The organism is Streptococcus sanguinis, from assembly GCF_020729725.1.
GTDB classification, from domain to species: Bacteria; Bacillota; Bacilli; order Lactobacillales; family Streptococcaceae; genus Streptococcus; species Streptococcus sanguinis_V.
In genome coordinates this window covers 1-13,701 of sequence record NZ_JAJEPA010000015.1, presented here as the reverse complement: position 1 = coordinate 13,701, position 13,701 = coordinate 1, and the positions used below count along the sequence as shown (strand labels likewise).

13 protein-coding genes, 2 tRNA genes and 1 rRNA gene are annotated in these 13,701 nt (G+C 37.3%); 15 read left to right on the top strand and 1 reads right to left on the bottom strand.

Annotated features, from left to right (window positions below):
* Positions 1-57: 57 nt before the first annotated feature.
* A complete protein-coding gene (locus K4I03_RS09145) occupies positions 58-252 on the top strand; it encodes a DUF951 domain-containing protein (RefSeq protein WP_227964936.1) in 195 nt (64 codons plus the stop codon).
* 127 nt (positions 253-379) lie between these two features.
* On the opposite strand, the gene K4I03_RS09140 is transcribed toward K4I03_RS09145, so the two are convergent.
* Entirely contained in the window at positions 380-871 is a 492-nt protein-coding gene (locus tag K4I03_RS09140) for a DUF1307 domain-containing protein (RefSeq protein WP_125348529.1), read from the bottom strand.
* 166 nt (positions 872-1,037) lie between these two features.
* Here K4I03_RS09140 and ychF point away from each other — a divergent pair, with 166 nt between their 5' ends.
* From ychF to K4I03_RS09075, 14 genes are all read left to right on the top strand, one after another.
* Positions 1,038-2,153: a redox-regulated ATPase YchF gene (gene ychF, locus K4I03_RS09135; protein ID WP_125348572.1), complete on the top strand. Its 1,116-nt coding sequence runs from the start codon at positions 1,038-1,040 to the stop codon at positions 2,151-2,153.
* Positions 2,154-2,226: 73 nt separating this feature from the next.
* The gene (gene pth, locus K4I03_RS09130; protein WP_125348528.1) at positions 2,227-2,796 is read left to right on the top strand and encodes an aminoacyl-tRNA hydrolase; all 570 of its coding nucleotides are present in this window, start codon (positions 2,227-2,229) and stop codon (positions 2,794-2,796) included.
* The gene (gene mfd, locus K4I03_RS09125) at positions 2,789-6,292 is read left to right on the top strand and encodes a transcription-repair coupling factor (RefSeq protein WP_227964934.1); all 3,504 of its coding nucleotides are present in this window, start codon (positions 2,789-2,791) and stop codon (positions 6,290-6,292) included. The genes pth and mfd overlap by 8 nt, the downstream gene beginning before the upstream one ends.
* A gap of 90 nt (positions 6,293-6,382) precedes the next feature.
* Positions 6,383-6,649 carry an RNA-binding S4 domain-containing protein gene (locus K4I03_RS09120; protein ID WP_002894302.1) on the top strand — a complete coding sequence of 89 codons (267 nt, stop codon included), beginning with the start codon at positions 6,383-6,385 and terminating at the stop codon, positions 6,647-6,649.
* Positions 6,642-7,010 (top strand): septum formation initiator family protein, encoded by a 369-nt coding sequence (locus tag K4I03_RS09115; RefSeq protein WP_002899511.1) that lies wholly within the window; start codon positions 6,642-6,644, stop codon positions 7,008-7,010. The genes K4I03_RS09120 and K4I03_RS09115 overlap by 8 nt, the downstream gene beginning before the upstream one ends.
* A 2-nt stretch (positions 7,011-7,012) precedes the next feature.
* Positions 7,013-7,141 carry an SP_0009 family protein gene (locus K4I03_RS12560; RefSeq protein ID WP_002916259.1) on the top strand — a complete coding sequence of 43 codons (129 nt, stop codon included), beginning with the start codon at positions 7,013-7,015 and terminating at the stop codon, positions 7,139-7,141.
* Positions 7,134-8,417: a serine hydrolase gene (locus K4I03_RS09110; RefSeq protein ID WP_002918029.1), complete on the top strand. Its 1,284-nt coding sequence runs from the start codon at positions 7,134-7,136 to the stop codon at positions 8,415-8,417. Before K4I03_RS12560 ends, K4I03_RS09110 begins: the two co-directional genes overlap by 8 nt.
* A complete protein-coding gene (tilS, locus tag K4I03_RS09105; protein ID WP_002899506.1) occupies positions 8,414-9,691 on the top strand; it encodes a tRNA lysidine(34) synthetase TilS in 1,278 nt (425 codons plus the stop codon). The genes K4I03_RS09110 and tilS overlap by 4 nt, the downstream gene beginning before the upstream one ends.
* A 4-nt stretch (positions 9,692-9,695) precedes the next feature.
* Positions 9,696-10,238: a hypoxanthine phosphoribosyltransferase gene (hpt, locus tag K4I03_RS09100; RefSeq protein WP_032909165.1), complete on the top strand. Its 543-nt coding sequence runs from the start codon at positions 9,696-9,698 to the stop codon at positions 10,236-10,238.
* Between the two features lie 17 nt (positions 10,239-10,255).
* Positions 10,256-12,235 (top strand): ATP-dependent zinc metalloprotease FtsH, encoded by a 1,980-nt coding sequence (gene ftsH, locus K4I03_RS09095; protein ID WP_002894312.1) that lies wholly within the window; start codon positions 10,256-10,258, stop codon positions 12,233-12,235.
* Positions 12,236-12,340: 105 nt separating this feature from the next.
* A tRNA-Glu gene (locus tag K4I03_RS09090) sits at positions 12,341-12,412 on the top strand.
* A 5-nt stretch (positions 12,413-12,417) separates the two neighbouring features.
* Positions 12,418-12,491, top strand: a tRNA-Asn gene (locus K4I03_RS09085).
* 213 nt (positions 12,492-12,704) lie between these two features.
* Entirely contained in the window at positions 12,705-13,190 is a 486-nt protein-coding gene (locus tag K4I03_RS09080; protein WP_002894314.1) for a sigma-70 RNA polymerase sigma factor region 4 domain-containing protein, read from the top strand.
* 266 nt (positions 13,191-13,456) lie between these two features.
* Positions 13,457-13,701, top strand: a 16S ribosomal RNA gene (locus tag K4I03_RS09075); the annotation flags it as partial.

Sequence of the window (13,701 nt, the reverse complement as noted above, 5' to 3'; positions counted from 1 at the left end):
GATAGATGCTTAAGTTTTCTTCCTGAACTATGCTAGTTCCTTGAAAGGAGAAAGAAAATGTATGAAATTGGTCATTTTGTAGAAATGAAAAAGCCGCATGCCTGCACTATTAAAGCGACTGGGAAAAATGCGAATCGCTGGGAAATCACAAGGGTTGGTGCAGATATCAAAATTCGTTGCACCAATTGTGAACATCTTGTGATGATGAGTCGTCACGATTTTGAAAGAAAAATGAAGAAAATAATTGATTGAACTAAAAATCATCGTAAATACAATTGTGGAAAACTAATTTGCATTGCTGAACGGCAGATTTAGATTTGATTTTCTTATTTTTCAATCAAAAAGGGATAGGACTTTTTTAGTCCTATCCCTTTTGCTTTTATTTAAGATCTTCAAATTTACCGTCTTTAACTTCTTTATAACCTGCTTTTTCGAGTAATTTAGCAGTTTCTTTATAGCTGATATAATCTGCTTTTTGATTACCAGATGTTTGAAGAAGCTGCTTACTTTGTAGTTCTTCAATATCAGCTTTACTAAAATCAATTGTCAGTTTTTCAGTTAAATAATCATCTTTGTACTCAATTTTATGAGTTAATCCTTTGATACCCTCAATAGATTTAGCATAGGCTTCTGTCTGCTCTTTAGCAGTGTCTTTTGTCAAGCCAACTGGTTTATAGTAGAAGGTGTTGTTTGTTTCGTTTATAAGAAGCTCATCACCTTTATATTCAACAGTGATGCGGCTATCTTGCTTAGTATTTTGGTCAATCAGCTGGAAATAAGCTTTTTTAGGACTGCTGCAGGCAGCTAAAACAAACAAAGCGGAAACCGTAAGGAAGGAAAGAAAAAGTGTTTTGAAAGTATTCTTTTTCATTAGAGACTCCTTTAATAAGAATATTAGCTATATTATACCATTTTTTTCTTCAATTTATTTTACATTTTTGTAAAGAAAGCTAGAAAAAATAACTTAAATCCGCTGTTTAGGATAAGGATTTATGGTATAATGGTTTGGATTGAAAAGATGAATGGAGAAGATAAGAATGGCTTTGACAGCAGGAATCGTTGGTTTACCCAATGTTGGTAAGTCAACTTTATTTAATGCAATTACAAAAGCAGGTGCAGAAGCAGCTAATTACCCTTTTGCGACAATTGATCCAAATGTCGGGCGGGTAGAAGTTCCGGATGCTCGTTTGGATAAATTAACAGAACTCATCAAACCACAGAAGAAAGTTCCAACAACATTCGAATTTACTGATATTGCTGGAATTGTGAAAGGTGCTTCAAAAGGAGAAGGACTAGGGAATAAATTCTTAGCCAATATCCGCGAAGTAGATGCTATCGTCCATGTAGTACGTGCCTTTGATGATGAAAATGTCATGCGGGAACAAGGTCGTGAGTCTGAATTTGTAGATCCAATGGCTGATATTGAGACCATTAATCTAGAATTGATTTTAGCAGACCTAGAAAGTATTAACAAACGCTATGCGCGTGTAGAGAAGATGGCTCGGACCCAAAAAGATAAGGATTCAGTGGCAGAATTTAATGTTTTACAGAAAATTAAGCCTGTCCTGGAAGATGGTCTGTCAGCTCGCACAATTGAATTCACAGAAGAAGAACAAAAAATTGTCAAAGGGCTCTTTCTCTTAACGACTAAGCCAGTTCTCTATGTGGCCAATGTCAGTGAAGATGAGGTAGCTGATCCAGATAATATTGACTATGTGAAACAGATTCGTGAATTTGCAGCTACAGAAAAAGCTGAAGTTGTTGTCATTTCAGCGCGTGCAGAGGAAGAAATTTCTGAATTGGACGATGAAGATAAGTCAGAATTTCTGGAAGCTATCGGCTTGACAGAATCAGGTGTGGATAAACTGACCAGAGCAGCTTATCATCTGTTGGGACTTGGAACCTACTTTACAGCTGGTGAAAAGGAAGTGCGTGCTTGGACCTTTAAGCGTGGAATGAAAGCTCCGCAAGCAGCTGGCATTATTCACTCAGACTTTGAAAAAGGCTTTATTCGAGCAGTCACTATGTCTTATGATGACCTAGTGCACTATGGTAGCGAAAAAGCAGTTAAAGAAGCTGGACGTTTGCGCGAAGAAGGAAAAGAATATATCGTTCAAGATGGCGATATTATGGAATTTAGATTTAATGTGTAAAGTATTTGTAAAGTTTAAAAATTCTAGGTTGGAAAATTTTTTCCAGCCCTTTTGGCTTTTATAAAGGAGAAAAATGGTAAAGTTAATAGTCGGTCTGGGAAATCCAGGAGAAAAATATATCGAAACCAAGCATAATATTGGTTTTATGCTAGTTGACAAGATTTGTAAAGATCTTGATTTAAAGTTTACAGCTGATAAAATCTTTCAAGCAGATATCGCCTCTACTTTTCTAAATGGTGAAAAAGTTTATTTTGTCAAACCAACTACATTTATGAATGAGAGCGGAAAGGCCGTTCAAGCTTTACTAGCATACTATGGTTTAGATATAGAGGATTTATTGGTCATCTATGATGATTTGGATATGGAAGTTGGTAAGATTCGTTTGCGCAGCAAGGGTTCAGCTGGTGGCCATAACGGTATTAAATCTATTATCAAACACATTGGAAGTCAAGAATTTAAACGGATAAAGATAGGGATTGGCCGTCCTAAAGAAGGCATGACAGTGGTTCACCATGTTCTAGGAAAATTTGATACAGATGATTATATAACAATTCTGAAGACTCTTGATAAGGTTGACAATGCTGTAAATTATTATTTACAGTCAGGCAATTTTGAACAAACTATGCAGAAATACAATGGATAATAAAATGAACCTGATTGACTTATTTTATCAAAACCAGCAAATTTCAGATTGGAAGAAAAATCTCCATAAAAACAGCAGACAGTTGATAATGGGATTGTCTGCATCAACAAAAGCAATTACTATAGCGGCTGGATTAGAAGAAGCAGAGAAAATCCTTGTGCTGACTTCTAGTCAAAATGAAGCAGATCGTTTGGCTAGCGATTTGATTTCTTTGTTGGGAGAAGACAAGGTCTATACTTTCTTAGCAGATGATACTCCTATAGCAGAATTTGTCTTTGCCTCACAGGAGAAAATATTTTCGAGATTAGATGCTCTAAACTTTTTAATAGATAATCAAAAGTCTGGAATTCTAGTTACTAATGTAGCGGCTAGCAAATTACTCTTGCCTAATCCCATTGATTTTAAAAAGATCAACATAAATTTGACAGTTGGACAAGAATATGACCTAAACAATCTTGTCAAGATCCTGTCAAGAACAGGATACAAGAAGGTGTCTCAAGTTTTAAGTCAGGGAGAATATAGTCTAAGAGGAGACATCTTAGACATTTTTGAGCGCTCAGCAGAGGCACCTTATCGTCTGGAGTTTTTTGGCGATGAAATTGATGGTATTCGGATTTTCAATCCAGAAAATCAAACTTCAATTGATAACATAGAAAGTATTTTGATTAAACCTGCTTCTGATATCCTGCTTTCTGAGAAAGATTATGCTCGAGGACGGGAAAATCTGGAAGCTATTTTAGAAAAAGCTGTTGATCCTGCTTTGAAATCTTACTTAGAAGAATTACTAATCAGTTCCAAACAGGAGTTTCATCATGCAGATATTCGTAAATTCCTTTCTTATTTTTATCAGAAAGAATGGACTATTTTAGACTACTTGCCTGTTCATAGTCCTGTGTTTTTTGATGATTTTCAAAAAATTGTGGATCGACATGCTCAATTTGAACTGGAAACAGCTAGCTTGTTGACAGATGATTTACAAAATTGTAAAGCTTTATCAAGTCAGAAATATTTTGCAGATAAGTATCAAGATTATCGTCAATATAAACCAGCAACCTTCTTTTCAAGCTTTCAAAAAGGTTTGGGAAATCTGAAATTTGATGCTTTGTATCAATTCAATCAGTACCCAATGCAAGAATTTTTCAGTCAGTTTCCTTTGCTCAAGGAAGAAATTAATCGTTATAAAAAATCTGGCTATACAATAATCTTACAAGCGAATTCTTCAGCAGGTTTACAAAGTTTACATAAAAATTTACAGGAATATGATATTCATTTAGACTATATAAAAGAGGCTGAGATTCACAAAAATGCAGTTCAGCTTATAGAAGGAAATCTTGTTCAAGGCTTTAATTTCGTAGATGAGAAAATTGTTCTTATTACAGAGTACGAAATTATTCATAAAAAAATAAAACGAAAAATCCGGCGTCAGAATATCTCAAATGCTGAACGACTGAAAGATTATAATGAGCTAGAAAAAGGGGATTATGTTGTCCATAATATTCATGGGATAGGACGTTATCTGGGGATAGAAACGATTGAAATCTCTGGCGTCCACCGTGACTATCTGACAATTCAATATCAAAATTCTGATCGTATTTCGATTCCAGTTGACCAGATTGATCTCCTATCAAAGTATGTTGCCAGCGATGGAAAAACACCTAAGGTAAATAAGCTAAATGACGGTCGCTTCCAGAAGAGTAAGCAAAAAGTTCAGCATCAGGTTCAGGATATTGCGGATGATTTGATTAAACTATATGCTGAACGCAGCCAGCTAAAAGGTTTTGCTTTCTCAACGGATGATTCTAATCAAGAGGAATTTGACAATGATTTTCCCTATGTTGAAACAGAGGACCAGCTAAGAAGTATTCAGGAAGTGAAGAAGGATATGGAAAGCAGTCGTCCAATGGACCGGCTCTTAGTTGGTGATGTCGGCTTTGGAAAAACAGAAGTAGCTATGCGGGCTGCTTTTAAGGCTGTCAACGATCATAAACAGGTGGCTGTATTAGTACCAACAACGGTTTTAGCCCAGCAGCACTATACTAACTTTAAAGAACGCTTTAATGATTTTGCGGTTAATGTCGAGGTACTCAGCCGTTTCAGGAGTAAAGCAGAACAAAAACAGACTCTGGAGAAGCTGCAGAAGGGACAGGTTGACATTATCATTGGAACCCACCGACTCTTATCCAAAGATGTAGAATTTGCGGATTTAGGTTTAATCATCATTGATGAGGAGCAGCGTTTTGGAGTTAAACATAAGGAAACATTAAAAGAATTGAAAAAGAAAGTTGATGTCTTAACTTTGACAGCAACTCCTATTCCTCGAACTCTTCATATGTCTATGCTGGGGATACGCGATTTGTCAGTCATTGAGACCCCGCCTACCAATCGCTATCCTGTTCAGACCTATGTTTTAGAAAGCAATCCTACAGTAATTCGAGAAGCTGTCTTACGTGAAATAGACCGAGGTGGACAGGTTTACTATCTTTACAACAAGGTTGACACAATTGAAAAGAAAGTTTCGGAATTAAGAGAGTTAATCCCAGAAGCTTCTATAGGCTATGTTCATGGTCAAATGAGTGAGATTCGTTTAGAAAATACTTTACTGGATTTCATCAATGGAGAATACGATATTTTGGTGACCACAACCATTATTGAAACTGGAGTTGATATCCCAAATGCCAATACTTTGTTTGTAGAAAATGCTGACCATATGGGGCTGTCAACTTTGTATCAACTTCGTGGACGGGTTGGCCGCAGTAATCGGATTGCCTACGCTTATCTGATGTACAGACCAGATAAGATCCTAACAGAAGTTTCTGAAAAGCGTCTAGAGGCTATTAAGGGATTTACAGAGTTAGGTTCTGGATTTAAGATTGCCATGCGAGATTTGTCTATTCGAGGGGCTGGCAATATTTTAGGAAGTATGCAATCTGGCTTTATTGATTCTGTTGGTTTTGAAATGTATTCACAGCTTCTAGAAGAAGCCATTGCTAAAAAGCAGGGTAGAGAAAACAAGCGTCAAAAGAGCAATGCAGAGATTAATCTGCAGATTGATGCCTATCTGCCTAGTGACTATATTTCTGATGAAAGACAGAAAATTGAAATTTACAAGAGAATTCGTGAGATTGACAGCCGTGTAAACTATGAAAATCTGCAAAATGAATTGATTGATCGCTTTGGGGAGTATCCTGATGTTGTAGCCTATCTGTTGGAGATTGGACTTGCTAAGTCTTATTTAGATCAGGCATTTGTAAAGTCAGTGGAACGCCAGCAGAATGCAGTAAGTATTCATTTTGAGAAAATTTCGCAGCAGCTTTATCTAACGCAGGACTATTTTGAAGCACTTTCGATGACGAATTTAAAGGCTCGAATTGGTGAAAAAAATGGCTTGATTGAAGTGATTTTTGATGTGAAGAACAAAAAAGATTATGAGATTTTAGAAGGTCTAGTTAATTTTGGAGAAAAGATGCTGGAAATTAAACACCGCAAGGCAGAATAAAGGTTACAATTCAGTGAAGTTTGGCTTTTTAAGCTCTATTTTTCTCAAAAAATGGTAGAATAATAAATTAAGAGAAAATGAGGTAATAGGATGAGATTAGATAAATATTTGAAAGTGTCACGGATTATCAAGCGACGTCCAGTGGCTAAAGAAGTAGCTGACAAGGGCCGGATAAAAGTGAACGGTATCTTGGCTAAGAGCTCAACAGATTTGAAAGTGGATGACTTGGTTGAAGTACGCTTTGGTAATAAACTCTTGACTGTAAAGGTTCTGGAGATGAAAGATAGTACCAAAAAAGAAGATGCAGCTAAAATGTACGAAATAGTCAGTGAAACAAGGATAGAAGAAGATGCCTAAAAATATCGTCCAACTCAATAATCGTTTTATTCAAGATGAAAATCAACGCCGCAGATATGTGGATCAGGAACGGCGAAAACGCAACCGTTTTATGGGCTGGGTTCTGATTTTGGTGATCCTCTTATTTATTTTACCTACCTATAATTTGTACCAGAGTTATCAAACCTTGCTGCAGCGTCGTGAACAGTATTCTAAACTCCAGGAGAAATATCAGACACTCAGCGAAGAAAAGGTCTATCAATCTGATATAGCAACAAAGTTAAAAGATGACAGCTATGCTGCTAAGTATGCACGCGCTAAATACTCTTTTTCAAAAGAGGGTGAGTACATTTATACTATCCCAGATTTATTACCGCAGTAGTTATGGAAGATTTACTAAAAACAATTGAGCAGTTCTTGGCCTTTTCAGATGAGAAATTAGAAGAACTGTCTGAAAAAAATCAAGCTTTGAAACTTCAAGAAAATCAAAAGGAAAGGGGAAAACATGCGTAAGTTTTTGTTACTGATATTTTTGCTGCCAGCTTTATTTAGCAGTATCACAGTTATTAGTACCGAAAAAGATTTCGTATTAGACGAGGAAGAAAAATATCATTTTACAAGCACTGCGTATGGACGCTATTATGATAGCATCCCGACAAATCCTAATGTTTATGAAGAAACTCCTACATTTACAGATTCTACTCTGAGTAAAACTGCTGGAAAGCTAGTTCCAGACCAGCCTATCCAGATAACAGGATTTTATGTAAATGAAGAAGAAGTCCCGATTTTCAAACTGAAAAATGGGCAGTTTGTGATAGCGGACAAAAACACAATTTACGAAGATACTGTCCAGTCAATTGAAGATATCCATCAAGAAATGTGGCTGAAACCAGGCTTTATTCTTTATGATAAAGCCAATATCAACGGAGCTAAAAAAATCAATGCAACAGTAGCCCCATATACAAAAGTAAACATTGTCCAAATTGTCCAGACAGTCAAAGGAACTTATGCTCAGGTTGAAGGACAGGGCTGGGTTTCTATGGAATTTCTGGATGAAACTGATAATCGAATGGACAAAGTTCAAGAAATTCTGAGTAGTAAGTACAACAAGGCGGACTACTCTATCTATGTGAAGCAGCTGGACACAGGCAAAGAAGCAGGTATCAATCAAGATCAAGAGATGTATTCGGCCAGTGTGACAAAACTGCCCTATCTCTACTATGTGCAGGAACAGCTGGATCAGAAAAAACTTTCGTTAGATCAGAAGTTCAAGTATATTGGAGCAGTCAATGATTTTGCAGGTGCTTACGAACCAGAAGGAAGTGGCAGCATTGCTAAGTCAGCTGATGACAAGGAATATTCAGTTCAGGATTTGATTAATAGAGTGGCCAAAGAATCAGATAATGTCGCCCACAATATTTTAGGCTATTATGCGACCAATCAATCTGATAAAAATTTTCAGCAGACGATCAATAAAATAGCTGGAAAGAAATGGGATGTGGAAGAAAGACAAGCATCTTCACGTATGGCTGGAAATGTTTTGGAAGCGATCTATGAGCAAAATGGTATGATTATCGATGCCTTGTCTCAGACAAATTATGATAATCAGCGGATTTCTAAAAATATAGATGTTAAAGTGGCTCATAAAATTGGTGACGCCTATGATTTTAAGCACGATGCAGCGATTGTCTATGCAGATTCCCCTTTTATCATTGTCATTTTTACTAATAATTCAAACTACGATAACATTTCTCAGATAGCAGACGATGTCTATGGAGTCCTGAAATGATTAAGCAAGAATTTCTTAAAAAAATGCAGGAGAAAAAGTATTTCCAAGACCATCGAAAAGTTTTGATTGCTGTATCAGGTGGACTGGATTCTATGACACTGCTGCAGCTGTTGATTGTTTCTCAAAAAGAACTGGCTATCGAGCTTGCGATTGCTCATGTCAATCACAAACAGCGGCCAGAGTCAGATCAAGAAGAAAAGGCATTGGTAAAGATTGCGGAACAGCTTGGTGTAAAGATTTTTACATCAAGTTTTTCTGGTAATTTTTCAGAAAATGCTGCTCGGCAGTTTCGTTATGATTTTTTCGGGAAAGTGATGCAGGAGGGGCACTATACAGCTCTGGTAACTGCCCACCACGCAGATGATCAAGCTGAGACTGTTTTTATGCGGCTGCTGCGTGGAGCTAGACTTCGTCATCTGTCCGGCATGAAAGCTGTCCAGCCTTTTGCTTGTGGGGAGCTGATTCGTCCTTTGCTTACTTTTCATAAGTCAGACTTTCCGGATATTCAGTATTTTGAAGATAGCAGTAATTTTCAAAATGATTATCTCAGAAATCGAATTCGCAATCTTTATCTGCCGGATCTAGAAAAAGAAAACCCACAATTTAAGGATTCTTTGCGGTATCTGGGAAAGGAAATTGAAGATTGGCAGACCGCTTTGTCTCACTTGACCAGAGATTTAGATATAGAAAATGTCCAAGTCTTTCATCAGCAAATCCCCCAGGTTCAACGTTTTCTATTGCAGAACTATCTCGAAAATTTTCCTGGGCTGAATCTGAGCAAGCAGCAGTTTGAGGAGGTTTTGAACATCCTGCGGACTAAGGCCAATTATCAGCACACTTTGAAAAAAGACTATGAGCTTGTTAAGGATTACCAGCGTTTTGAAATTAAAAAAATCAGTCGTAAGCCCGATTTAAAAATGGATTCAATTTTGTTAGAATTTGAGAATCTGATTGAGTTTGGGCATTATCGATTTTCATTTGGGATTCCTTTGAGCGGTGAAAATATCCAGAAAATTTTTGTTTCGCGTGAAACTTCGCTGACACTCCGTTTCCGAAAAGAAGGAGACAGTATTTTGCTGAATGGTCATCACAAAAAGCTTCGTCGTCTTTTTATTGATAAGAAGGTTTCCTTTGAAGAACGGAATTCATCTGTAATAGTGGAACAAAATCATCAAATTTTAGCAATCTTAAATATTGCTGTCAGTGATTTGAGTAAGGCATTAAAAAGTGATATAATGAGTACTGTACTTTATATTCAGAAAATAGATGGGTAAAATTATGCTAGAACAAGATATCAAAAAAATATTGATTTCCCATGATGAAATCGTGGATGCTGCAAAAAAGCTTGGTCAGCAATTAACCAAAGACTACCAAGGTAAAAATCCAATTTTTGTTGGAATTTTAAAAGGTTCCGTGCCTTTTATGGCTGAGTTAATCAAGCATATTGATACACATATTGAGCTTGATTTTATGTTGGTCTCCAGCTACCATGGTGGTACTGCTAGCTCAGGTGTCATTAATGTTATTAAAGACATTGATCAAGATATCACAGGACGTGATATTTTATTTGTTGAGGATATTATTGATACTGGTCAGACTTTAAAAAATCTGTGCAATTTGTTTAAGGAAAGAAATGCTGCATCAGTAAAAATTGCTACACTTTTGGATAAGCCAGAAGGGCGTATTGTTGAAATCGATGCTGATTATACATGTTTCACAATTCCAAATGAATTTGTTGTTGGATATGGATTAGATTACAATGAGAACTATCGTAATATTCCATATATTGGTATTTTGAAAGAAGAAGTTTATACAAAATAAAGGTTTACTATTAATAGATGAAAAATAAGCAAAACAATGGTTTTATAAAAAATCCATTTCTCTATATTCTGATTATTGTTGTCCTAGTGACAGGGTTTCAGTATTTCTTCTCAGGAGATACTGGTGGTCGCAGTCAACAAATCAATTACACAGAATTAGTGAAGGAAATTAAGGAAAATAATGTCACAGAGATGAGCTACCAGCCAAATGGCAGTGTCGTCGAGATTTCAGGTACTTACAAAACACCTCAGGAATCAAAAGAAGATACAGGGATTTTATTTTTCACTCCAAACATTTCTAAAGTAGAGAAATTCACAAGTATTATTTTACCGTCAGATATTACAATTTCTGATTTACAAAAATTAGCCTCTGAGCATAACACTGAAATCAGCATAAAGCGTGAAAGTTCAAGCGGAATGTGGATTACAATCCTCACTTCCATCGTTCCTTTTGTGATTGTCATTTTCTTCTTTATGTCCATGATGAATCAAGGTGGTGGCGGCGGTGCCCGCGGTGCCATGAATTTCGGGCGCAATAAAGCGCGTGCTGCTAACAAAGAAGATATTAAAGTTCGTTTCTCGGATGTAGCTGGTGCCGAAGAAGAAAAACAAGAACTTGTAGAAGTTGTTGAGTTTTTGAAAGATCGGAAACGTTACACCAAACTAGGTGCTCGTATTCCTGCCGGTGTCCTTCTGGAAGGCCCTCCAGGAACTGGTAAAACCTTGCTTGCTAAGGCAGTTGCTGGAGAAGCAGGTGTTCCTTTCTTCAGTATCTCAGGTTCCGACTTTGTAGAAATGTTTGTTGGGGTCGGAGCAAGCCGTGTCCGTTCTTTGTTTGAAGATGCGAAAAAAGCAGCTCCTGCTATTATCTTCATCGATGAAATCGATGCAGTCGGTCGTCAGCGTGGTGTTGGCCTTGGCGGTGGTAACGATGAGCGGGAGCAAACCCTCAATCAGCTCTTGATTGAAATGGATGGTTTCGAAGGCAATGAAGGAATCATTATCATTGCGGCTACTAACCGTTCGGATGTATTGGATCCAGCCTTGCTGCGTGCTGGCCGTTTTGACAGAAAAGTCTTGGTCGGTCGTCCTGACGTTAAAGGTCGGGAAGCTATTCTTCGTGTTCATGCTAAGAATAAGCCGCTGGCTAAAAATGTTGATTTGAAACTAGTTGCTCAGCAGACACCAGGTTTTGTTGGTGCTGATTTGGAAAATGTCTTGAATGAAGCTGCTTTGGTTGCTGCTCGTCGTAACAAGAAAGTCATTGATGCAGATGATATTGATGAAGCGGAAGACCGGGTAATTGCAGGACCTTCTAAGAAAGATAAGATGGTTTCTGAACGTGATCGTCAAATGGTTGCTTATCATGAAGCTGGACATACTATTGTTGGTTTGGTATTATCAAATGCGCGTGTCGTACATAAAGTAACCATCGTCCCTCGTGGACGCGCTGGCGGATATATGATTGCCCTACCCAAGGAAGACCAAATGCTTCTATCTAAAGAAGATATGAAAGAGCAATTAGCTGGTCTTATGGGTGGTCGTGTGGCTGAAGAGATTATCTTTAATGTTCAAACAACAGGTGCTTCTAATGACTTTGAACAGGCAACTCAGATGGCCCGCAGTATGGTAACAGAATATGGAATGAGCGAAAAACTTGGTCCGGTTCAATACGAAGGAAACCATGCTATGTTTGGTGCAGCCAGTCCTCAAAAATCAATTTCAGAACAGACTGCATATGAGATTGACGAAGAAGTAAGAGAACTTCTTAATGAAGCTCGTAACAAAGCTGCAGAGATTATCCAGTCCCATCGCGAAACTCATAAATTGATTGCTGAAGCGCTTCTTAAATATGAAACTTTGGATAGCAATCAGATTAAATCATTGTATGAAACTGGCAAAATGCCAGAAGAGTCTGAACTTGAATTAGACAAAGAAGCTCATGCACTTTCTTATGATGAAATTAAAACGAAAATGGAAGAAAAAAGTTCTGAGTAGAAGAAGTTGGAGTAATTCCAACTTTTTTCTCTTTTTCTGAAATAATTATTGACAAAGGAAGAAAAGCTGATATAATGGAATATGTTCTGCAGAAGGACAAGAAATGGTCCGTTGGTCAAGGGGTTAAGACACCGCCTTTTCACGGCGGTAACACGGGTTCGAATCCCGTACGGACTATATTATCCGGCATAGCTCAGTTGGTAGTAGCGCATGACTGTTAATCATGATGTCGTAGGTTCGAGTCCTACTGCCGGAGCTAGGTTTAAAAAATCAAATGTGTAAGCATTTGATTTTTTTCTTGCTTTTATACTTCGCACAATCCTCCCAAATGACCAAATATGTGCCTGAAATGACTTAAAAACAGTTATTCGAGTCAGAAGAGCCCCTAAAATATGCTTTTTAGAAGAAAAAGCCCACCTCGCTTTCTATTTACAGTAGAATTAAGCCAAGTAAAATTTAAGGAGGAACTATGGATTTTAGAACTACTTATGAGAAGGTGAAATGGATAGTTTGGAAGTGTAAGAAAGACTATTATATTCATTTGTGGGAACATAGTGATTGGGAGCAAGAAGGGATGTTAGTTTTATACGAACTTCTACTTAAAGAAAAAGGAATTGAAAACGATGAAGAAAAACTCTATCGTTATTTCAAAACAAAATTCAGAAATCATATACATGATAAAATTCGCAAACAAGAAAGTCAAAAGCGCAAATTGGACCGCCAGCCTTATGAAGAAGTGAGTGAGATTGGTCATCGACTAAAATCAAAAGAACTGTTTCTAGATGAGTTAGTTGCCTTCAGAGAAGCGATTGACAATTATAAAAGAACTCTTGATGATGTCGGATTGGATAACTACCAGCGATTGATGAGCAATGAGCGTTTTAAAGGAAGAAGAGCCATGCTCAAAGATTTGAAAAATCACTTAAAAGATTTTCAAGATAATACGATTTTATAATAATCAAGCTTGATGAGTTGTTAACTGTTTTAATAGAACAGGTTCGACTATCAAGTTTTTTTATTAAATAAAAATAAAAAAAGATTTAAAAAGGTATTGACAGTTGGGTGGTATAGGTGATATACTAATATAGTTGTCGCGAAAGACAAAGCCCTTTGAAAACTGAACAAGACGAACCAAGTGCAGGGTGACATAGAGATATGTAACCTGTCAAAAAAACGAAAATAAATCTGTCAGTGGACAGTAATGAGTGCGAACTCAAACTTTTTAATGAGAGTTTGATCCTGGCTCAGGACGAACGCTGGCGGCGTGCCTAATACATGCAAGTAGAACGCTGAAGAGAGGAGCTTGCTCTTCTTGGATGAGTTGCGAACGGGTGAGTAACGCGTAGGTAACCTGCCTGGTAGCGGGGGATAACTATTGGAAACGATAGCTAATACCGCATAAAATTGATTATTGCATGATAATTAATTGAAAGATGCAATTGCATCACTACCAGATGGACCTGCGT

Coding starts and splice junctions, on each gene's coding strand:
- K4I03_RS09145 (WP_227964936.1), top strand. CDS start 58: ATGTATGAAATTGGTCATTTTGTAGAAATGAAAAAGCCGCATGCCTGC.
- K4I03_RS09140 (WP_125348529.1), bottom strand. CDS start 871: ATGAAAAAGAATACTTTCAAAACACTTTTTCTTTCCTTCCTTACGGTT.
- ychF (WP_125348572.1), top strand. CDS start 1,038: ATGGCTTTGACAGCAGGAATCGTTGGTTTACCCAATGTTGGTAAGTCA.
- pth (WP_125348528.1), top strand. CDS start 2,227: ATGGTAAAGTTAATAGTCGGTCTGGGAAATCCAGGAGAAAAATATATC.
- mfd (WP_227964934.1), top strand. CDS start 2,789: ATGGATAATAAAATGAACCTGATTGACTTATTTTATCAAAACCAGCAA.
- K4I03_RS09120 (WP_002894302.1), top strand. CDS start 6,383: ATGAGATTAGATAAATATTTGAAAGTGTCACGGATTATCAAGCGACGT.
- K4I03_RS09115 (WP_002899511.1), top strand. CDS start 6,642: ATGCCTAAAAATATCGTCCAACTCAATAATCGTTTTATTCAAGATGAA.
- K4I03_RS12560 (WP_002916259.1), top strand. CDS start 7,013: ATGGAAGATTTACTAAAAACAATTGAGCAGTTCTTGGCCTTTTCAGAT.
- K4I03_RS09110 (WP_002918029.1), top strand. CDS start 7,134: ATGCGTAAGTTTTTGTTACTGATATTTTTGCTGCCAGCTTTATTTAGC.
- tilS (WP_002899506.1), top strand. CDS start 8,414: ATGATTAAGCAAGAATTTCTTAAAAAAATGCAGGAGAAAAAGTATTTC.
- hpt (WP_032909165.1), top strand. CDS start 9,696: ATGCTAGAACAAGATATCAAAAAAATATTGATTTCCCATGATGAAATC.
- ftsH (WP_002894312.1), top strand. CDS start 10,256: ATGAAAAATAAGCAAAACAATGGTTTTATAAAAAATCCATTTCTCTAT.
- K4I03_RS09080 (WP_002894314.1), top strand. CDS start 12,705: ATGGATTTTAGAACTACTTATGAGAAGGTGAAATGGATAGTTTGGAAG.